The sequence below is a fragment of the Paenibacillus residui genome (assembly GCF_042677205.1).
In the GTDB taxonomy this organism is placed as follows: domain Bacteria; phylum Bacillota; class Bacilli; order Paenibacillales; family NBRC-103111; genus Paenibacillus_L; species Paenibacillus_L residui.
Genome location: NZ_JBHTIU010000087.1, coordinates 28,709 through 48,462, shown reverse-complemented (window position 1 = coordinate 48,462; position 19,754 = coordinate 28,709). Strand labels below are relative to the sequence as shown.

Sequence of the window (19,754 nt, the reverse complement as noted above, 5' to 3'; positions counted from 1 at the left end):
CTCTTCTTCAAATGATAAATAACAGAAATAGATCGTCAAGGCGTATAATACTTTAAATCGTTCAAGTTAGTTTGCATTAAGGCCAAAAGCCCGTGAACCTAATTTTTGCTTATATATTTGCTCTTGAGAGACAACTATTGATTTTGGCATTGATCTAGGCAATGTACATAATATTGAAAACTGGAAACTGTTGTATCTTTCCGGATCTCTCTCTAGTAACTCTTTCAGCAAAGCATTGTGTCCGTGAGGAATATCCGCATAATTACGCCAACGTCCCAATATACCTTCTTCACCGCTAGCCGAGCCAATATATTGTCTACCATCTACTGAATCCAAAATTAGATAGACACCGCTTACGGAAGAAAGCATAAGATGCCATTGTCGGTTTGCATCAGGGTTTTTAATGATTTTTCTTAATTGTTGGTATGACAAAATTATTTGATCAAAACCGGGAAAGGCATTCACATATCCTTCTGGATAAATCTCAACTACTTTTTTTGATTCTCCTTTGCCCAACCATTGATCCCATTTTAAAGTAGATTTTCCCCAGTCGATAATCAGTCGGTTTTCCAAATCTTTAAGCAAATCGATTTTTTTAAGTTGGTATTTGTATCCATACTCATGGTTGTTAAATATATCTTGATACGGAAAGCCAGACGGAAGAGAAATTGCAGCCCTTTCAAGGTATTCTCCAGATCCTATCTTTTCATAAGCTCCAATATATTTAGCCTTGGTGCCTCCTGCACCTATAAAAGCCAAGATGTAATTGCAATCCTTGAATACATCCTTGCTTTGATTGCTTTGATAAAAACAAATAAATCCGCGGTCATGGAGAGTTTCCATACTATAAACTTTATGTTGGTGACGAACAAGTTTTATTGGGTGACTGGTATCAAGATTCCTCATTTGAATAAGTTCACGTAAATTCATTTCATTTCACCTCGGTCACATTTGCTTGCTTTTTACTCTTTCCTTGTAGGAAATCAGAATCCATGCTCCTTAATGGGCGTTTACTCACGTGGACTCCACTTTTCTGCTTTAATATGAAAAAATGGTTCTGACTTCATCTCCTAACAATTATACATCTTCAAGTCAACATAAACCGTACATATAAACCGTACATATGATATGACTGTCTAGTTCAATCACTTAATAATATTTCTCATTCGCCCCCCATAGCATGTGTCACAGGCTGATAGGGATTCCAAATAAGTATGTGGATGTCGCCGTAACCATCCGAACGTTCTGTTTCCATCATTCTCCTCATTCCTTTTCAAATACTTTTGGTTCCCATTTCAAATATACACAGGCATTCCTTATAATTCTAAGACAGTCGCTGTTTACACTACAGAAGCTCTTTGGGATAGCTTCGGAAATCGCATAGAACATGTACTCAGTTTCGAAGAAGCATGTGGCCGGACTCGATTGGGCAGTGAGCAAAAGCCGATTCAAACCGAGGGCTATTTAGAGATTCCCGGATAAGGCGAATCTTTTAAAAAGCAAAAACCGCTTACCCGATTGGATACACCGGGAACCGGCATGCTGGGACCGCTATGGATAAAAAGCCGCACCGGAACAGCCTAGTTTCTCAGTCTGTGTGAGGAGACTCTTCACTACACCTACTATGGTGAAGGTATCAATGGCACTTATCTCCTGACTCGAAGCTATAAAGAAAAGACACCCTTTCGAGTGTCTCCATTACTGAATTCTTGAGCTGTACATTGCTTTTACAATGCGGTAACAAAGCATGAAAAGCCTCGGCGCGGAATGTGCCTTTTCTTTGAGATATAAGAACGCTGAACGATTGCCGCGTTTCGAATTGCATTCGCTGCATGAAGCAATCAAATTCCGAGGAAGATCAGAACCTCCTTTGCTTGAAGGGACGATATGATCTACCGTCGTCGCAGGACAACCGCACCATAAACAAGTATAATGATCTCTTGTTAATGCAGCTTTTCGATAAGCCTGGAATCGAAATGGGTTGTAAAGCAATTTAATGGTCTGCTCGTCGATCCAGACAGCACGGGCTCGGTTGACTTCCCGCCAAGCCCGGTGAGGCAAACATGGAGTTAGCTCTTGCCCATCCACATTAAGAACTGTTATCATCATCTATCACTCCTTCGAAATATGCTTGGAAAATGCAAAAAACCGACCACACGGTCTGGTTTTCCTAGGAGGCATGGGGAGTATCCAACATCCTTATTGAACCTGCTCTCGAAGCTGATCCTGTCGACGACAACCTTATCGGTAATGTTAGATGCCGTGTTTGTCCGCTTGATGCCTTAACCCCGAAGCTCACCCAACCGCTGCCTGCGCGCGGTTGACCCGCGGGGTTCTGCCTCCCCCTCCATAGCACAACAAAAAAACACCCTCTTCGGGGTGTCTTTTGTTGTGCTATGGAGGCGAGGGGAGTTGAACCCCTGTCCGAAGATAACGCCACACAGGCTTCTACGGGTGTAGTTGCAGATTTGATGTCACCCTAGGAGGCCCCCTGCAACTGGGTTCTCTTAAGGTCAGCCTGATTGTCTTCTTCCGTTAGCCCCAGGCGGAGACTAAGCGGCGTATCCCACTATAGTTGAGCCCCTGGCCCGGCACATGGGCGATGCAGAGTAGGAGCGTAGCGACTGCTTATTAGGCAGCCAGAGCTACAGGTTGATTGTTAGTTTTGCCGTTTAAATTTGGCTTACGCGTTTTATAGTGGACGCGAGCCCCACTACCCGCTACCCATGCTCGAACTACCCCCGTCGAATCCATAAACGCCCCCGTAATAAGGCCGATAGGATCGATGGTCAACGTTCGGAATGACTACTCCCGGAACGTCTGCATCATCGAGATCATGAGCCTAAAATAAGCCGTTCCAAGAACGGACTGATACCTCTAGTATACCATAAACCACCCTCATCTGCATGGGCGTTTCATGGAAAGCAAGGAGATCTCTGGCTTTGCTAAACCATTAGAGAACTCCGGCGAGACAGCATATCTATCAAGCATTATCATAAGTGCTGATTGACACCACACGCATCCAGTAAACGGGAATATGAGAGATAAGGTCTTAACGGGACAACCTTCCACAAACCCACGTGATAACAGCGGTCCCAACACAACAACAAATTGCCTGGGAGCTACTTAACGTGCAACCTTCTGCTTCTCCCGCAGCGCTCGTTGGATGTCGCGGTTGGCGTCGCGTTTAGCAGCGGATTGGCGCTTGTCGTACTGCTTCTTCCCTTTGCCCAGTCCGATCAGCAGCTTGGCATAGCCGTTGCGCACGTAAACCTTCAAGGGAACCAGCGTATAGCCTTCCTGCTTAACCGCACCGATCAGCTTGTTGATCTCGGCTCGCTTAAGAAGCAGCTTGCGGGCCCTTGTAGGATCGGTCGGATTGAACCGATTTCCCTGTTCGAAAGGGCTTATATGCATATTGTGCACAAATGCTTCTCCATTACGAATCGTAGCGAAGCTGTCACTGATGTTGGCTCTGCCCCCGCGCAGAGATTTGATCTCTGTGCCGGTAAGCACCAGGCCGCATTCGTAAGTTTCCTCGATAAAGTAATCATGGGAAGCCTTCTTGTTCTGGGCGAGCGTCTTGCTCTCGCTATTCTTGCCCATAACAATCACTCCTTCATCTAACTAGGAGCTAATTGTACCAACTCCCGGGGCATAAATCAAGGGATCTCCCCGGGAGTTTTTCGTTATATCCGATCTTTCACTTCTTCCGCCGCCGCTTCTTCACGCCGGCGTAGAACGGCGCCGCCGCCTTGCGCTTCCGCCTCTTCGCGGCCCCTTCATCCCCGCCCTCCCGGCCGGGGACGAAGACGCCTGCGGCGCGGCTCTTGCGCGCGGCTCCCGCGCGGCCCGCTGCGGCGGCACCTTGGTCCCCCTCCCCCGGAGCGGGGACCAAGGCTTCGCCGGCCGCTTGGCGCTTGGCGCTTCGGCGGCCTGCGCCTTCCGCTCCCTTCTTGGAGCGGGCGGCGGACGAGCCGCCGTTCCGGCCGCGCTTGGCGGCGCCGATCAGCTCGCGGGCCTCTCCCTTCGAGCTGCGGGCTATCGCTTCGACGAGCTCGAAGTCGATCGTATGCTCGTCGAGATTGACGCGAGCTACCCTCACCTTCACCTCATCCCCGATGCGGTAAATTCTCGAGGTCCGCTCTCCGATCAACAGATGCTGCATCTCGTGATAGTGATAATAATCATCAGCGAGATCGCTCAGGCGGATCAGCCCCTCCACCGTATTCTCCAGCTCGACGAACATTCCGAAGTTGGTGACGCTGCTGATGATGCCGGTGAACTCTTCTCCGACTTTATCGAGCATATACTCGGCCTTCTTCAGCGCATCGGTTTCCCGCTCCGCCTCGACCGCTAATCTCTCCCGTTCCGAAGACTGACGAGCGATGTCCTCCATGCGGGAGGCCAAATATTCCGTCCGCTTCTCCGACAAATTCCCCTGCTCCAGCACCTCGCGAATGATGCGGTGGATAATCAGGTCCGGATAACGGCGGATCGGAGAAGTAAAGTGGGAATAGAACTCCGCCGACAAGCCGAAGTGCCCCAGGCTCTCGGCGTCATACCGGGCCTGCTTCATCGACCGGAGCAGCACGGTGCTGATGACCGTCTCCTCTTTCTTTCCCTTGATTTCCTCCAGCAGAGTTTGCAGCGCCCGGGGATGAACCGTATTCCCCTTACCCTTGACTGTATATCCGAAATTTGTAACAAAGCCCATAAAATGCATCAATTTTTCCGAATCCGGGTCTTCGTGAATCCGGTACAGAAACGGCACCTTCAACCAATGAAAATGCTCCGACACCGTCTCATTCGCTTTCAGCATGAACTCCTCGATGATTTGCTCGGCAATCGTCCGCTCCCTTTTGACAATATCCAGAGGCTTGCCGTTCTCATCGACAATGATCTTCGATTCCTGAAAGTCGAAATCGATGGCTCCCCGCTGCATGCGGTAAGCTCTCAGCTTGAGCGCCAGCTCTTCCATCAGCTTGAAATCGTCGACCAGATCTTTGTACCGCTCCAGCAGCTCGGGCTCTTCACCGGTCAAAATTTTGCGCACATTGTTATAAGTCATTCTCTCCGTAGTCCGGATGACACTGGTAAAGATGTCATGGTTAACGACTTTCCCCTTGGTGTCGATTTCCATCTCGCAGGACATCGTCAGACGGTCCACCTTCGGGTTCAAGCTGCAGATTCCATTGGACAGCCTGTGCGGCAGCATCGGGATGACCCGGTCCACCAGATACACGCTGCAGCCCCGATTGTAAGCTTCCCGGTCGAGAGCGGAATTTTCCTTCACATAATAGCTGACATCGGCGATATGCACGCCCAACAAATAATTTCCGTTAGGAAGCCGTTCCACATTGACCGCATCGTCCAGATCCTTCGCATCTTCGCCGTCGATCGTCACGATCCGCTTGTTCCTCAGGTCCCGCCGTCCGCGCAGCTCCTCTTCGCTGATCGTATCGGGCACCGCCTGGGCTTCCGCCATCACTTCGCCGCTGAACTGCTCCGGAAGCTGGAATTTGCGAATAATCGATAAAATGTCCACACCGGGGTCATTCTTATGTCCGAGAATTTCAATGACTTCCCCTTGGGCAGCCGCCCTTCCTTCCGGGTAGCTGATAATTCGGGCTACCACCTTCTGGCCGTGGACCGCGCCCATATATCCTTCCTTCGCCACGAAAATATCCCGGGAAATCCGCTTGTCATCCGGAATGACAAAAGCAAAGCTGTCGTGATCCTCGAAAACTCCGACCACCTGGGTGGTAGCCCGGTGAACGATTTTGATCACTTCGCCCTCGAGCCTTCCTCCCGCCGGGCCCTTCACGGAAATTCGGACGAGAACGGTATCTCCATTCATGGCTCCGCCCATGTCGTTGGCATGAATGTATACATCGGCCAGATCTTTGTCTTCCGGAATCAGGAAGCCGAATCCTTTGGGATGCGCCTGCAGCCGGCCCTTGATCAAATTCAGGCGATCCGGCAGGGCGTACCGCTCGTTGCGGGTCCGGTATACCGTCCCTTCCTCCTCCATCCGGTTTAACATTTTCAGAAATTGTTTATAATCTTGCGAATCGCTAATTTCAAAATGCTGCTCCAATTCGCGATAAGTCATCGGACGATAGTCCGGATCATTCAGCAGCTTCAGTATTTCTTCTTCCGTTATCATTAGCATCTCCTTTAGTCATTTATAAAGTCCCGGTTTATGGCTTCCTACTTCAAAGTATTTACCCAAAGAACAGGGACTAATCCCCCTTACGTACATGAAATCCGTTAAAGGGTGAAAAAAACTTCTGTGTGAGTCAATTAGTGGCGAGCGAAGCATTCAGATACGTTGGCCATACCGTAAACTCGTCCACAAGCGCCCTTTCATCCTCCGCTAATGGAATGTCCATCTTATCGCCAACATATTAGCGTTTTATAATATTCCCTGAAGGGAATTTCCGTTCACACCGGGTTATGTATTCGGATCAAAGCCTCAGAAATACAAAAACAGCAGGAAAACTCCTGCTGCATTCGAATTCGCTCTTTATTTTACGAAATAACCGATCAACAAAGCAACAATGATAAAGCCCGCAGCCAAAACAGCCGTCAACCGGGACAAGAGAAGATCCAGCCCGCGAGCTTTCTGCTTACCGAACAGATGTTCCGCACCCCCGGAGATGGCACCTGACAAGCCTGCGCTTTTCCCTTTTTGAAGGAGCACAACGGCAATCAAGCCTAGCGAAAAGATAATCAAGATGATTTTCAATGCAACAACCATAATTCCACCTCCTAAGACAAGTTCCAGTGCAGCATCGTCCGTCAGCGTTGATTTGTTTCTCCATGAGAAATAAAGCCGAAACCGACACAGCAAACTTATTTTAACATACGCCGGCCCAAAATACAATTAATGTTTGTCCTAATCCCAAAACATTCCATGTCATTAATGGTAAACCATTCTAACCTTTGAAGGCCTTAAGCATTCATGGTTTTGCTTGAAGAAGTCGGCGGCATTTGCAGGCATTCTCCCCTAGAACAACTGGCTCTCGTTAGATGCTGTAACCGGTTTGGGTGCATTCTTGGGCCGGATGAAGGTCATCAGAGCTTTGACTGCGCACCATAAGGAGAATACGGTGAAAAATCCTGCCCACACGATCGCCGGAAGCGGCGTATGTTGGCTCAGCAGAGTGGCATCTCCCGCACTCATCGAATCCTCCCAGGCGTACAGAATCAAGGAGAACGAGCCGAATACAGAATCCTCCAGCATCAGGAAGGAAATGAGCAAATAATAGAAGCGGCCAAGCTTCCGGCCCCCCACCAGCAGGACGACGACGGTCAGCGCGATAAATCCGGCGAGCCACAGCATTCCGAACGAGTTGCGAACGAACAGGATCAGACTCAGTACGGCAATGCCGGTTATGATCGACAATGCGAGCTTCTGCTTGCCCTTGGCGTCCAGGGAGAACATAAACCAGGCAAACAACGAAGAAGTCGTATATCCGGCTAAAGCGACGGGAATGAAGGCCCAGGAATCCTTGACCGCCGACCGGGTTACTCCGCTGTGGTCGGAATACAGCTCAATATACAGCACCTTGCCGGACAGAACCAATGTCGTCAGGGCGTGCCCGAACTCGTGAATCAACGTATTCAAATTGCGGAAGAAGGATGAGAAGGGAATCCATTGGGTCAAAAAGGCGCTCACTATCAAAAAAAGTATCGTTACCAGCCATCTTCCCATCCGATCCCCTCCAGTATTTTTTCGGTCTAATGATGAATTACCACCTTACTACTTAACCTTGCACGGTAAATATGGTTGCCAATGAATCTTCCTTAGTATCAAGCTTTAGGTTAACCGCGACTCTTCCGAGCCACACTTCCGGTCCTTGTTATATTACGTTCCTCCGGACGTTAAGTTTCAGCGTCCTATTTTCGATTGGCCTCATAATAATCCCAATCTATAAGTTAGGCTATGCTGAATGATCTCAGCATAGCCCGTTTGTTTCGCCCTTAAAGCTGGGGCATCCCCTCATCTTCAAGCAGACGTATTATTTAAAGTTCTTCAGGTTGTAAAATGCTTGCTTGCCGCCATATTGGCTGACGCTGCCCAGTTGGTCCTCGATGCGGAGCAATTGGTTGTACTTCGCCACGCGGTCCGTACGGGAAGGTGCACCGGTCTTGATTTGGCCGGCATTGGTAGCTACGGCGATATCGGCAATCGTGCTGTCTTCGCTTTCCCCGGAACGGTGGGAGATAACGGCCGTGTAGCCGGCGCGCTTCGCCATCTCGATAGCATCGAAGGTCTCGGTCAGCGTACCGATTTGGTTTACTTTAACCAGGATCGAGTTGCCTACGCCCTTCTCGATTCCATCGGACAGACGGCTCGTGTTCGTAACGAACAGATCGTCTCCGACGAGCTGAACTTTGCCGCCCAGTTTATCGGTCAGCAGCTTCCAGCCATCCCAATCGTCCTCTGCGCAGCCGTCTTCGATCGTGATGATCGGATATTTTTCTACCCAGGAAGCAAGGAAATCAACGAACTCTGCGGAAGTGAAGGATTTGCCTTCGCCCTCCAGATGATACTTGCCATCCTTGAAGAATTCGGTGGAAGCAACGTCCATTCCGAGGAATACGTCTACTCCCGGCTTATAGCCTGCACGCTCGATAGCGGAAATAATCGTCGTAATCGCTTCTTCGTTGGAAGCCAGGTTAGGAGCGAAGCCGCCTTCGTCGCCTACAGCGGTGTTCAGTCCTTTTTCCTTGAGTACGGACTTCAAGCTGTGGAAAATTTCCGTTCCGATCCGCAGAGCTTCCTTGAAGGAAGGAGCACCGACTGGAAGAACCATGAATTCCTGCACGTCCACGTTGTTGTCTGCATGGGCTCCGCCGTTCAGAATGTTCATCATCGGAACAGGCAAGGTCTTAGCGTTGAAGCCGCCAAGATAAGTGTACAGAGGAACATCCAGCGCTTCCGCAGCCGCACGGGCAACCGCCATCGAAACGGCCAGAATGGCGTTGGCTCCCAGCTTCGCTTTGTTCGGGGTGCCGTCCAGCTCGATCATTTTCTTGTCGATAGCGACTTGGTCGATAGCATCCAGACCGATAATTTCCGGAGCGATGATCGAATTTACGTTATCGACCGCTTTTTGAACCCCTTTGCCCAAATAACGGGACTTGTCACCGTCGCGAAGCTCTACCGCTTCATAAGCTCCGGTAGAAGCTCCCGAAGGAACGATCGCGCGCCCCCTGGCTCCGGATTCCAAAGCAACTTCCACTTCTACGGTCGGATTTCCGCGGGAATCCAACACTTCGCGGGCGTATACATCTGCAATAATAGTCATTTCGTCAGCTCTCCTTTGTCATATTCTATCCGATCATATCATCAGATTAAGACACTCGTCCATATGCGGGGACTCTAACCAGGCCGAACATCATCTTCGTTCGATTTCCTGTGTTAGCTTCGCCCGGACGAAATTACTTACTCACGATCAGAGTTTGGCCGGTCATCTGCTCAGGCTGCTCCAGATTGAGCAAGCTCAGCATTGTCGGGGCGATATCGGCCAGAATCCCGCCTTCCCTGAGGGAAACGTTGTTGTCCGTCACGATAAAAGGCACAGGATTGGTCGTATGGGCCGTAAACGGACGGTCCTGCTCATCGCGGACAATATCCGCGTTGCCGTGGTCGGCTGTGATGACGGCCGTTCCGCCTTTGGCCAGGATGGCCTCCACGAGCTTGCCGAGGCACTCATCCACCGCTTCGACCGCACGAACGGTCGGCTCCACCAGACCGGAATGGCCTACCATATCCGGATTGGCGAAATTGAGAATAATGACATCATGCTTGCCGGACTCAATCTCGCGGAGGGTCGATTCGGTCAATTCGTAAGCGCTCATCTCCGGCTTCAAATCGTAGGTGGCCACTTTCGGAGAGTCGATCAGAACTCTCGTTTCACCCGGCAGCTCTACATCCCGGCCGCCGCTGAAGAAGAAGGTGACGTGCGGATATTTTTCCGTCTCGGCGGTCCTCAGCTGGGTCAGGCCGTTCTGCGCGAGCACTTCTCCGAGCGTATTATCCAGATCCTTCGGCTTGTAGGCGACGAATCCTCCAACCGTTTCACTGAACAGCGTCATACAGACGAAGTGCAGATTGGTTGGGAAATGCTCTCCGCGGTCGAAGGAACGGAAATCACTGTTCGTGAATACCTGGGACAGCTGAATCGCACGGTCCGGACGGAAGTTGAAGAAAATGACGGAATCCTCCGACTCCACCCGGCCCGCCGGTTCGCCGTTCTCATCAACGATAACCGTCGGCAGGACGAACTCGTCATAGACGGATTGCTCATAGGATTGCACGATCGCTTCGATCGGATCGCGGAATTTCGGGCCTTCGCCGTATACCATGGCGCGGTACGATTTCTCTACCCGGTCCCAGCGCTTGTCACGGTCCATGGCATAGTATCTGCCCTGAACGGTAGCAACCCGGCCGACTCCGATTTCCTCGATCTTGCTCAACAATTGCTCCATATAGGTCTTGGCGCTATCCGGTGCCACATCCCGGCCGTCCAGGAACGCATGAATATAAACATCCTGAACGCCTTCCTTCTTGCACAGCTCCAGCAAGGCATACAAATGATCAATATGGCTATGTACGCCGCCATCCGATAGCAAGCCGTACAGATGAACCTTCTTGTTGTTCTGCTTCGCGTGAAGGATAGCCTCCTGCAGCACCTCGTTGCTGTAGAACTCCCCTTCACGAATCGACTTCGAGATGCGGGTCAGGTCCTGATAGACGATCCGGCCGGCACCGATGTTCAGATGGCCTACCTCGGAGTTGCCCATCTGCCCTTCCGGCAGTCCGACGGCCTCTCCGCATGCGGTCAGAGTCGTGTGAGGATATTGCTGCCAGTAACGGTCGTAATTAGGCTTGTTGGCTTGAGCGACAGCATTGCCCTGGACCTCTTCGCGAAGGCCGAATCCATCCAGAATAATAAGCGCCAACGGTTTCGGTCTGGACATCGCTTATCGAGCTCCTTCCACTAGTTGGATGTAGGAATCCGGCTCCAGGCTGGCTCCGCCCACGAGAGCTCCGTCAATATCGGACATCTGCATATACTCGCGGATGTTCCCCGGCTTCACGCTTCCGCCGTATTGAATGCGGATCGCTTCCGCCGTTGCCGCATCGAATTGCTCCTGAACCAACTGGCGAATGTAGCTGATGACGTCATTGGCGTCTTCCGCCGTGGACGATTTGCCCGTACCGATCGCCCAAATAGGCTCATAGGCAATGACTACCTGAGCAGCCTGCTCGGCAGTCAGGCCTTGCAAAGCTCCGGCCGTTTGAGTCTTGCATACTTCCTTCGTGCGGCCGGCTTCTCTTTCCTCCAGCTTCTCGCCCACGCATACGATCGGGGTCAAGCCATATTTAAAAGCGGCATGCACCTTCTTGTTGACGGTTTCGTCCGTTTCAGCGAAATAAGCGCGGCGCTCGGAATGCCCGATGATGACATACTGCACCCCGGTCTCCTGCAGCATCGGTCCGCTGATTTCCCCGGTGTAAGCTCCGCTTTCTTCCCAGTGAAGGTTCTGTGCCCCAACCTTGATCGACGTTCCCTGAAGCGCATCAACTAGCGCGGCCAGTTGGGTATAGGGAGCGCAAATGACGGCTTCTACCCCGTCCACTTCCGCCTTGCCTTTCACTTGAGAGGCAAACTCGCGGGCTTCCTTGACCGTTTTGAACATTTTCCAGTTCCCGGCGATAATTGGTTTTCTCATTTTCATCCGCTCCTTTCAGGCTAGATTATTTATCGTTAAGAGCGACTACGCCCGGCAGTGCTTTCCCTTCCATGAACTCCAGAGAAGCGCCTCCGCCTGTAGAGATATGATCCATCCGGTCGGCCAGGTTGAACTTCTCGGCAGCCGCTGCGGAATCTCCGCCCCCGATAATGGTGTAAGCTTCCGTCTCCGCACAAGCTTCGCCTACCGCGAGGGTGCCTTTGGAGAACGGCTCGATTTCGAACACGCCCATCGGCCCGTTCCATACGACCAGCTTGGATTTTTTAATAACGTCGGCGTAGATTTCGCGTGTTTTCGGTCCGATGTCGATTCCTTCCCAATCCGCAGGAATTTGATCGATGCCGACCACCTTCGTGTTGGCATTCTCGCTGAAATCGTCCGTCACGACAATATCAACCGGCAGCAGGAAATTAACTCCCTTCTCCTTCGCCTTCTTGATAAAGTCCAGAGCCAAATCTAGCTTCTCGTTGTCGACCAGCGATTTGCCGATTTCATGGCCCTGAGCCTTGATGAACGTGTAGGACAAGCCGCCCCCGATAATCAGATTATCCGCGAGGTTAAGCAGATTGTCGATGACATCGATTTTGTCCTTAACCTTGGCTCCTCCGATGATCGCTGTAAACGGACGGTCCGGATTGTTCAGCGCCTTGCCCAGCACCTCCAGCTCCTTCTCCATCAGCAGGCCGGATACGGCAGGGAGATGATGCGCGATGCCTTCCGTCGAAGCATGAGCCCGGTGAGCGGCACCGAAAGCGTCGTTCACATACAGATCGGCAAGCGATGCGAACGCCTTCGCCAATTCGGGATCATTCTTCTCTTCTCCGGGATAGAAGCGGACATTCTCCAGAAGGAGAACGTCTCCTTCCTTCAGCTCGGCTGCCATGGCTTGAACTTTCTCGCCAATAGCCTCGTCGGCTTTGGCCACCGGCTTGCCCAACAGCTCGGACAGACGCTGTGCCGCCGGGGTCAGACGCAGCTCCTCGACAACCTGTCCCTTGGGACGGCCCAGATGGCTGGCCAGAATAACCTTCGCGCCGTTATCGATCAAATAACGGATGGTGGGTAAAGTTTCGCGAATCCGGGTATCGTCGGTAATTTCACCGTTCTGGAGCGGCACATTAAAATCTACACGGACAAAAACCCTTTTCCCTTTGACATCTATATCACGGACGCTTTTCTTGTTCAAGGGAGTCCCTCCTTCTCACATTCGTTTCGGTTTACATTCAAAATTAGAGGAGAATGATTATTCTCCTCTAATTTGTTAGCTTCTTATTACAGGCCTTTAGCTGCGATGTAAATAGCAAGATCGACTACGCGGTTCGAATAGCCCCACTCGTTGTCGTACCAGGAAACGACTTTAACCATGTTGTCTCCAACTACCATAGTGGACAGTGCGTCGATAGTGGAGGAAGCCGGATCTCCGTTGAAGTCGCTGGATACAAGCGGCTCTTCCGTGTAGTTCATGATACCTTTCAGCGGGCCTTCGGCAGCCGCTCTCAATGCTGCGTTTACTTCGTCTACGGTTACGTTCGTTTTCAACTCAGCGACAAGGTCGGTAACCGATACGTTCGGAGTAGGTACGCGGAAAGCCATTCCGTTCAGCTTGCCCTTTAGCTCAGGCAGAACAAGGGAAACCGCTTTGGCTGCTCCAGTAGTGGAAGGAATGATGTTCTCGGCGGCAGCGCGGGAACGACGGGCGTCCTTATGCGGCAGATCCAGTACGTTCTGGTCGTTCGTGTAGGAGTGAACCGTCGTCATCATTCCTTTGACAATACCGAACTTGTCGTTCAATACTTTGGCGAAAGGAGCCAGACAGTTGGTCGTACAGGATGCGTTGGAGATGATGTTGTGCTGGGCCGGATCATACTTGTCTTCGTTAACGCCCATAACGATCGTGATGTCTTCGTTAGTAGCCGGAGCAGAGATGATAACCTTCTTGGCTCCGCCTTTCATATGAGCTTCAGCTTTCTCTTTGGCTGTGAAAATACCCGTCGACTCAACGACGATTTCTACGCCAAGGCTGCCCCAAGGCAGGTTGCCCGGATCACGCTCTGCGAATACTTTAACTTCTTTACCGTTAACAATGATGCTGCCTTCTCCCGCTTCTACAGATCCTTCGAATCTGCCATGAGTGGTATCATATTTGAGCAGATGAGCAAGCATCTTCACGTCTGTCAAATCGTTAATGGCTACGATCTCGACTTCCGGGTTGTTAAACGCTGCGCGGAAAACGTTGCGGCCAATCCGTCCAAAACCGTTAATCCCTACTTTTACCATGGTGTGTTTCCTCCTCATTCTTGTGCTTAATATATATCTCAAGACGAACCGGATAAGGCCCGTCAAGATCACTTGGTTATCCTTTTTCTATCAAAAAACTGGCTTCACTGAAGATGATTCATCATTTCCGTAGCCGCAGCCTCGTCGATGACGAGAACATGCTCCTTGCCGTACTTGAGCACCGAAGCTATACTTTCGCCCTTGCTCCTGCCGCCGGCGACAGCAATCACCTTCGTATTCTGCAAATCTTCCAGCCGGAGTCCCGCGGTAGGCATCTTGTGCACCACCCGGCCTTCCCGGTCGAAATAGTAGCCGAATGCTTCCGCCAGAGCGCCGTCCGCCAGCAGACGATCGATCGTATTCCTGTCCAGCTTGCGTCTCTTGGCCATAACAATAGCTTCTCCGATTCCGTGAACGACAATCCGGGTATCCCGGATGACCTCAATAATCTCGCGGATATTCGGGTCCTGAATCAGAGACTGATAGGCTTCCTCCCCGAGATGATCGGGAACGTGCAGCAGCCGGTACTGGCCTCCGGTTTTCTTGGCCATAATAGATGCGATCGTGTTGGCCTGCAGCTCCACACTCTCCCCGAGGCCTCCCCTGGCCGGCACGAACAGGCTGCCCTTAAGCGGGGTCGTAGGAGTCAGGTGATTGGCTACCTCATGCATCGTGGAACCGCCGGTCACGGCGATCACGCCGGCTTCCTGGGCCATCTTGCGCAGTGCCGAAGCCCCGGCTCGGCCCAACTCCTTCTTCGTGGAAGGAGACTGATCGGAATCACCGGGAACGATGATGACCTTCTCCAATCCGAACGCATCCCGGATCTGCTTCTCCATGTCGGATAAGCCGAACAGCTCTTTAATCATCGGCTCCAGCTGCTCCAACAGCTTCTGGCCCGCCTCACTAACCCTCATGCCGTAGCTTTCCACTTCCAGCAAGCCCTGGGTCTTCAGAAACTCGACCTCGCCCCTTAACACGCGCTCAGTCATATTCAGGGAAGAAGCGAGCGTTCGGCGGCCTACCAGACGAGATACCTGAATGTGATGCAGGATCGTGTATCTTTTTTTCAACATTTCGATCATGTCGGGCATCAACTGCTTTTGAATTTCCAGAATGGCCCTCATGGCTTATATCACTCCCGCCAATCTTAGGATTCCACGCTTTGGCAACCATGGACGCGAAATGTCCCGCATACACATTTTCAGTCCCATATACTCATAAAAAAAAGAACTTTATGGACACATTGTATCCAATTTTCATAAAATTTGCAAGAAGGGGATGCCCTAAAAAATAACCGCACAAAGTGACACATGCCCTTCGAAGCCTATTCCGTCGCACCATGGCCGGGTCGCATTTTTTATTCCCGCAAAATCTTCTCCATCGCTTTTCTCTTTGCCAACTCATCAATTAGCTTATCCAAATAACGAATTTCAACGGGCCATTCCAGGGAACTCCATGCCACCGAACACCCTCCCCACTTATGTAAAATGGAACCCTCTCCCTTTCATTAATCGCCGGTATATAAAAAAAGAAAGTTCACTGAGACATCTCAATGAACTTTCTCCTACTCTATATTAATCAGGCATCGAAGTTTTGGTCGGCTGTGCATATCCTTCCTGATAGGCCTTATCGATTACTTGACGAATGTCTTTGTCCGTCATTCCTTGTTCCTTCATTTGGGCGGACACCTCCGCAATTTCAATACACACGTTGCACCGGGTGCCATGATCATCCCAGACCACCGAACCGTCTTCACGGACTTCCTTAATGAAGCAGTTTTTATTGTTGCTATGTCCGGCCACCTCTCCGCAGCCGCAGTAGCAAGGAATCCAATCGAGAAGCTCCATATTCGCGGCAGCCGTTTGGTACGCATGGACAATCACCTCATGCTTGCCATCCAGAAAGGCGGGCAGTTGATCGGTCGATGCCGTTATTTCCTGAAGGTCTCCGTTCGGCAGACGGGTCACCTTATGGGATTCGTGCCCTCCCGAGTTGGCCTCCTTCGCGCCGCAGGCGGTTGCCAGCATGGAAGCAAGCAGCAGCAAAGCCATCGGAAAAATCCAGCGAGTCCGCACAAGCCGGCGATTTCTCATATTATCGCCTCCTTAGTAAATTAGTCTAAAGACAGCCTCTGTCCATCAAACAAAATCCATTATACAATGAGTAGTGTCACTTTTGCTAGTTGCGTCCTATTCTGATAAGAACAAGCTATTTAAGTAATTGCTATCCTTACAGACTCCCTCCGAATAGCGCATTTCTACTCATAAGACGCCAGGAATTCAGGACAAGCGATAGCGGCAAGGCTTGATTTATACAGCTAGTTTGCTCCTCAAGAGCGAACAACGGAAACTACCTTGAAAATCCGTCTATTTTACCGTCTGCAGGCATCGTTGCAAGCGGAGCGGCACGTCTAACTGTATTTTGTACAGGTAGATTCAAGCGAATGGGCGAAAATGATCAAACTAACTGGATAAACTACAGTTAAAATGGGCACCTTTGGGCGAAACGGATGTTTCGGCGCAAACTAACTGTAGGTTTTCAGGCTGTTGAGAAAAGGGGGTTAAGCAGTTAATTTACGATCCCCAAATACAAAATTGGTTAAACTTGTAAGAAAAGACCGAATCGCATAAGCTGTTCCCGCCAAAGATAGCTTACCTAGATACCGCGCTATCTTCTTGAGGTTCTGTGCGATGGCTGTCATCATTGCCTGCTCTCGGGTCTTCTCGATCCCGCGAAACCGGCAACGGCGAAGCCCATGGAGCTCTTTGGCATCCGCGAAGCTTCGCTCTATCGTTTGACTGCGTAATTTGTACACAGCAATTCCATTCTCGCTTTGTTTGTTCTGGACGACCTGTTCCTTGAAGTCCTCCCATATATGTCGTTGGATCTTTCGTTGTTTTTTTGTTGCTGTACATTGCTCCAGTAGCGGACAAGCTTCACACACAGCAGCATCGGATTTATATTCTCTAAAGCCACTTCGATTTGTGGTAGTGTATGTCAGCTTTTCGCCCATTGGGCATAGATAAGAATCATTTTCCTTGTTATAACTGAAATTCGCCTTAGGTAAAGTGCCTTCTTTGGTCGGGGCGCTGCGTTCTGCAATGACAGGAAACAGGTTCATGCTCAATGTCTTCATACAAATGTAGGGTGTCATATACCCAGAGTCCAAAGCTACGGCTTCTAATGTCTTGGAGAATCCAAACGTTTCAATTTGGCGTGTAAGCCGTTCGATGTAAACCGTGGAGTCATTCACATTACCCGGTGTGACAAAAACATCCGTGATGATATTAAACTTATGGTCAACCGTACGGTGATCAAGATAGAAAAAACCTTCCGGCTTTCCTTTGCGCATCATATACCCACTATCGGGATCGGTCGTACTGACTTTAACTTTCTTCTCTTCAGGCACCTCCTTTGTTGGGGGCAAGGGCTTTTTTCCATGAGTCATCCGGTCTTCGTTAATCGCATTCTCTAATTCGCCGAGATACTCCTGGGGTGTTTCTTGAACGACTTGAATCGTATAGTTATTTTTATTGGCATTAGCCTGAATATGAGTCGAGTCCGAAATCAAAACACGTCCGGCTACCATACGGTGATGAATAGCCAAATGTACCACTTCATCGAAAATATCCTGAAATACATTCGTGCCCGCAAACCGTTTGGTTCGATTCCAACTGATGGTCGAGTGATCGGGTATAGAATCTGAAAAACCAAGACCTAGAAACCAGCGAAAAGCAGCATTAAGAATGATTTCCTGTTCTAATTGTCTTTCGGAACGGATCCCGTATAAGTAACCAATGAGCATCATTTTGAAAAGCAGGATCGGATCAAGTGCCGGACGGCCTTTGTTTTCGCTGTAATAAGGACGCACCTTCTCTATAATAAAGGAGAAGTCCACATGTTCATCGATCAACCGTAGAAGGTGATCCTTGGGTACTAAGGAATCAATGCAAATCATTTCGAGCTGTCCTGAATTAGGATGGGTAGACTTCGTACGCTTCAGCAATGTGTTCACGCGCCTTTTCATTCGTCATTTTAACTAAATTATACAATATTAACGCGTTAAATTGTTGAAATATCCGAAATTTATTGACTTTCTCAACAGCCTGAGGTTTTCCAGTTAGTTTCCATATTTCTTCCGAATATAGAAATCTAACTGTATGAAATCCATTTAGTTTTCAAATTTCACACTATTGAAGCAATTCAACTTTATTCTACCTTGAAAATCCATCCATTTTCATCATCTGATGGTGCCGCTCCAGAGGGCACGGAGGTCTAAATGGATTTTATATTTTATACAGCTAGTTTGCACCTCAAGGGCGAACAATGGAAACTAAATGGAAAAACTCCATCTAGTTTATGCAAAATGGGCAGTATCAACAAAAATATCCCATTCTAACTACATATTTTCCAGTAAGTTTCGTTCATTTTGGCTATTCACTTCAAACTAACTGCATAAAATACAGTTAGCCCCCCGTGTCGCTGACAGAGCTCACACGCTCAAGACTGCTCAAGTCCCAAAAAATCAACGTCGTTCTATACCAGCATGCACTTAATCAGGCCGCTTCTCTATCTCCAAGGAGAGTACATGCGCATTCGGCGGACTTTCTGCAGCGACCCCAAATCGCTAAAATTTGCCACTTGATTTTTTTATGGCAGTATCATATAATTACTTTTGCTTGTCAATTACGATTGTAAAATCATAAGCGCCCGTGGTCCAATGGATATGACGTAGGCCTCCGGAGCCTGAGATCGAGGTTCGATTCCTCGCGGGCGCGCCATTTTATCATTTAAAAGCTAAACACCTTGAACAAGGTGCTTTTTTTATGTCACAGTTTGACCTTTCTTGACCTTTGATAAAATATTAGGTATTATGTATTTAGGTTGAAAATTTAGTCTACACTTAAAGGATCATAATCTGGATAAAATAAGGGAGGAAACGGCTATGAGCTTTATTCCTATGGTTGTTGAACCGGATGCTAGGGGAGAACGCGCTTATGATATCTACTCCCGCCTGCTGAAAGACCGGATCATTTTCTTGGGGACACCTATTAACGATGCCGTTGCAAATACGGTTATCGCGCAGCTTCTGTTCCTGGATGCGCAAGATTCCGATAAAGACATCCATGTGTATATTAACAGCCCTGGCGGATCTATTACTGCCGGAATGGCCATTTATGACACGATGCAGTTTATCAAGAGCGATGTCTCTACGATTTGTGTAGGGTTGGCGGCCTCCATGGGTGCTTTCCTGCTGGCTGCCGGGGAGAAGGGCAAGCGCTTCGCGCTGCCGAACAGTGAAATTATGATTCACCAGCCTCTCGGTGGAGCGGAAGGTCAGGCCAGTGATATCGAAATCCGCGCCAAGCGCATTCTGCGGATGCGGGAGAAGCTTAATCAAATCTTGGCCGACAGAACAGGCCAGCCACTGGAGAAGATTGAGAAGGACACCGACCGCGACTACTTCATGTGGGCCGATCAAGCCAAGGAGTACGGGCTGGTCGATAAAGTGATTCAATCTCTGTAATAGGATGCATCATTCATGCCGGTTCCTCTGGGAACCGGTTTTTTTAAGCATATTAAGAAAGTATAAGAGTTTTCACCCTATATCTGTTCTTATATTTCGTAGGTAAACGCCGCCCGTCCTAAGGACGGCGATAGCCGTTTATCCTTGGCTTCACATAATAGCCAGCACAAAAAAA

15 protein-coding genes, 1 tRNA gene, 1 other RNA gene and 1 pseudogene are annotated in these 19,754 nt (G+C 49.8%); 2 read left to right on the top strand and 16 right to left on the bottom strand.

Annotated features, from left to right (window positions below; translation table 11 throughout):
• Positions 1-66 precede the first annotated feature (66 nt).
• The 16 genes and pseudogenes from ACFQ03_RS21550 to ACFQ03_RS21475 form a co-directional block, all read right to left on the bottom strand.
• Entirely contained in the window at positions 67-930 is an 864-nt protein-coding gene (locus tag ACFQ03_RS21550) for a GIY-YIG nuclease family protein (protein ID WP_379290880.1), read from the bottom strand.
• A gap of 768 nt (positions 931-1,698) precedes the next feature.
• The gene (locus ACFQ03_RS21545) at positions 1,699-2,106 is read right to left on the bottom strand and encodes an HNH endonuclease (protein WP_379290896.1); all 408 of its coding nucleotides are present in this window, start codon (positions 2,104-2,106) and stop codon (positions 1,699-1,701) included.
• Positions 2,107-2,394: 288 nt separating this feature from the next.
• Positions 2,395-2,764: a transfer-messenger RNA gene (gene ssrA, locus ACFQ03_RS21540) on the bottom strand.
• Positions 2,765-3,126: 362 nt separating this feature from the next.
• Positions 3,127-3,606: an SsrA-binding protein SmpB gene (smpB, locus tag ACFQ03_RS21535; protein ID WP_144938367.1), complete on the bottom strand. Its 480-nt coding sequence runs from the start codon at positions 3,604-3,606 to the stop codon at positions 3,127-3,129.
• A 97-nt stretch (positions 3,607-3,703) separates the two neighbouring features.
• On the bottom strand, positions 3,704-6,169 hold the full coding sequence (gene rnr / locus ACFQ03_RS21530) for a ribonuclease R (protein ID WP_379290878.1): 2,466 nt from the start codon (positions 6,167-6,169) through the stop codon (positions 3,704-3,706).
• A 360-nt stretch (positions 6,170-6,529) separates the two neighbouring features.
• A complete protein-coding gene (gene secG / locus ACFQ03_RS21525) occupies positions 6,530-6,763 on the bottom strand; it encodes a preprotein translocase subunit SecG (protein ID WP_144938361.1) in 234 nt (77 codons plus the stop codon).
• A 249-nt stretch (positions 6,764-7,012) separates the two neighbouring features.
• Positions 7,013-7,720 (bottom strand): M50 family metallopeptidase, encoded by a 708-nt coding sequence (locus tag ACFQ03_RS21520; protein ID WP_150960609.1) that lies wholly within the window; start codon positions 7,718-7,720, stop codon positions 7,013-7,015.
• Positions 7,721-8,027: 307 nt separating this feature from the next.
• On the bottom strand, positions 8,028-9,320 hold the full coding sequence (eno, locus tag ACFQ03_RS21515) for a phosphopyruvate hydratase (RefSeq protein ID WP_144938355.1): 1,293 nt from the start codon (positions 9,318-9,320) through the stop codon (positions 8,028-8,030).
• A gap of 133 nt (positions 9,321-9,453) precedes the next feature.
• Positions 9,454-10,995 carry a 2,3-bisphosphoglycerate-independent phosphoglycerate mutase gene (gpmI, locus tag ACFQ03_RS21510; RefSeq protein ID WP_144938352.1) on the bottom strand — a complete coding sequence of 514 codons (1,542 nt, stop codon included), beginning with the start codon at positions 10,993-10,995 and terminating at the stop codon, positions 9,454-9,456.
• Positions 10,996-10,998: 3 nt separating this feature from the next.
• Entirely contained in the window at positions 10,999-11,751 is a 753-nt protein-coding gene (gene tpiA, locus ACFQ03_RS21505) for a triose-phosphate isomerase (protein ID WP_144938349.1), read from the bottom strand.
• A 25-nt stretch (positions 11,752-11,776) separates the two neighbouring features.
• Entirely contained in the window at positions 11,777-12,958 is a 1,182-nt protein-coding gene (locus tag ACFQ03_RS21500; RefSeq protein WP_144938346.1) for a phosphoglycerate kinase, read from the bottom strand.
• An 86-nt stretch (positions 12,959-13,044) separates the two neighbouring features.
• Positions 13,045-14,049: a type I glyceraldehyde-3-phosphate dehydrogenase gene (gap, locus tag ACFQ03_RS21495; protein WP_144938343.1), complete on the bottom strand. Its 1,005-nt coding sequence runs from the start codon at positions 14,047-14,049 to the stop codon at positions 13,045-13,047.
• 104 nt (positions 14,050-14,153) lie between these two features.
• Complete coding sequence (locus ACFQ03_RS21490) at positions 14,154-15,176, bottom strand: sugar-binding transcriptional regulator (protein WP_144938340.1); 1,023 nt, start codon at positions 15,174-15,176, stop codon at positions 14,154-14,156.
• Between the two features lie 233 nt (positions 15,177-15,409).
• A pseudogene (locus ACFQ03_RS21485) lies at positions 15,410-15,490 on the bottom strand (DUF2200 family protein); the annotation flags it as partial.
• Between the two features lie 136 nt (positions 15,491-15,626).
• Positions 15,627-16,145, bottom strand: a complete 519-nt coding sequence (locus ACFQ03_RS21480; protein WP_379290872.1) for a PCYCGC motif-containing (lipo)protein — start codon at positions 16,143-16,145, stop codon at positions 15,627-15,629.
• Positions 16,146-16,612: 467 nt separating this feature from the next.
• Positions 16,613-18,079, bottom strand: a complete 1,467-nt coding sequence (locus ACFQ03_RS21475; RefSeq protein WP_379290870.1) for an IS1182 family transposase — start codon at positions 18,077-18,079, stop codon at positions 16,613-16,615.
• 679 nt (positions 18,080-18,758) lie between these two features.
• On the opposite strand from ACFQ03_RS21475, the gene ACFQ03_RS21470 reads away from it, so the two are divergent.
• Both ACFQ03_RS21470 and clpP read left to right on the top strand, forming a co-directional pair.
• Positions 18,759-18,833, top strand: a tRNA-Arg gene (locus tag ACFQ03_RS21470).
• A 164-nt stretch (positions 18,834-18,997) separates the two neighbouring features.
• A complete protein-coding gene (gene clpP / locus ACFQ03_RS21465) occupies positions 18,998-19,579 on the top strand; it encodes an ATP-dependent Clp endopeptidase proteolytic subunit ClpP (RefSeq protein WP_144940641.1) in 582 nt (193 codons plus the stop codon).
• Positions 19,580-19,754: the final 175 nt, after the last annotated feature.

Bases quoted from the DNA above. Each gene is read 5' to 3' on its own strand.
- ACFQ03_RS21550 (WP_379290880.1), bottom strand. From the start codon at position 930: ATGAATTTACGTGAACTTATTCAAATGAGGAATCTTGATACCAGTCAC.
- ACFQ03_RS21545 (WP_379290896.1), bottom strand. From the start codon at position 2,106: ATGATAACAGTTCTTAATGTGGATGGGCAAGAGCTAACTCCATGTTTG.
- smpB (WP_144938367.1), bottom strand. From the start codon at position 3,606: ATGGGCAAGAATAGCGAGAGCAAGACGCTCGCCCAGAACAAGAAGGCT.
- rnr (WP_379290878.1), bottom strand. From the start codon at position 6,169: ATGATAACGGAAGAAGAAATACTGAAGCTGCTGAATGATCCGGACTAT.
- secG (WP_144938361.1), bottom strand. From the start codon at position 6,763: ATGGTTGTTGCATTGAAAATCATCTTGATTATCTTTTCGCTAGGCTTG.
- ACFQ03_RS21520 (WP_150960609.1), bottom strand. From the start codon at position 7,720: ATGGGAAGATGGCTGGTAACGATACTTTTTTTGATAGTGAGCGCCTTT.
- eno (WP_144938355.1), bottom strand. From the start codon at position 9,320: ATGACTATTATTGCAGATGTATACGCCCGCGAAGTGTTGGATTCCCGC.
- gpmI (WP_144938352.1), bottom strand. From the start codon at position 10,995: ATGTCCAGACCGAAACCGTTGGCGCTTATTATTCTGGATGGATTCGGC.
- tpiA (WP_144938349.1), bottom strand. From the start codon at position 11,751: ATGAGAAAACCAATTATCGCCGGGAACTGGAAAATGTTCAAAACGGTC.
- gap (WP_144938343.1), bottom strand. From the start codon at position 14,049: ATGGTAAAAGTAGGGATTAACGGTTTTGGACGGATTGGCCGCAACGTT.
- ACFQ03_RS21490 (WP_144938340.1), bottom strand. From the start codon at position 15,176: ATGAGGGCCATTCTGGAAATTCAAAAGCAGTTGATGCCCGACATGATC.
- ACFQ03_RS21480 (WP_379290872.1), bottom strand. From the start codon at position 16,145: ATGAGAAATCGCCGGCTTGTGCGGACTCGCTGGATTTTTCCGATGGCT.
- ACFQ03_RS21475 (WP_379290870.1), bottom strand. From the start codon at position 18,079: ATGAAAAGGCGCGTGAACACATTGCTGAAGCGTACGAAGTCTACCCAT.
- clpP (WP_144940641.1), top strand. From the start codon at position 18,998: ATGAGCTTTATTCCTATGGTTGTTGAACCGGATGCTAGGGGAGAACGC.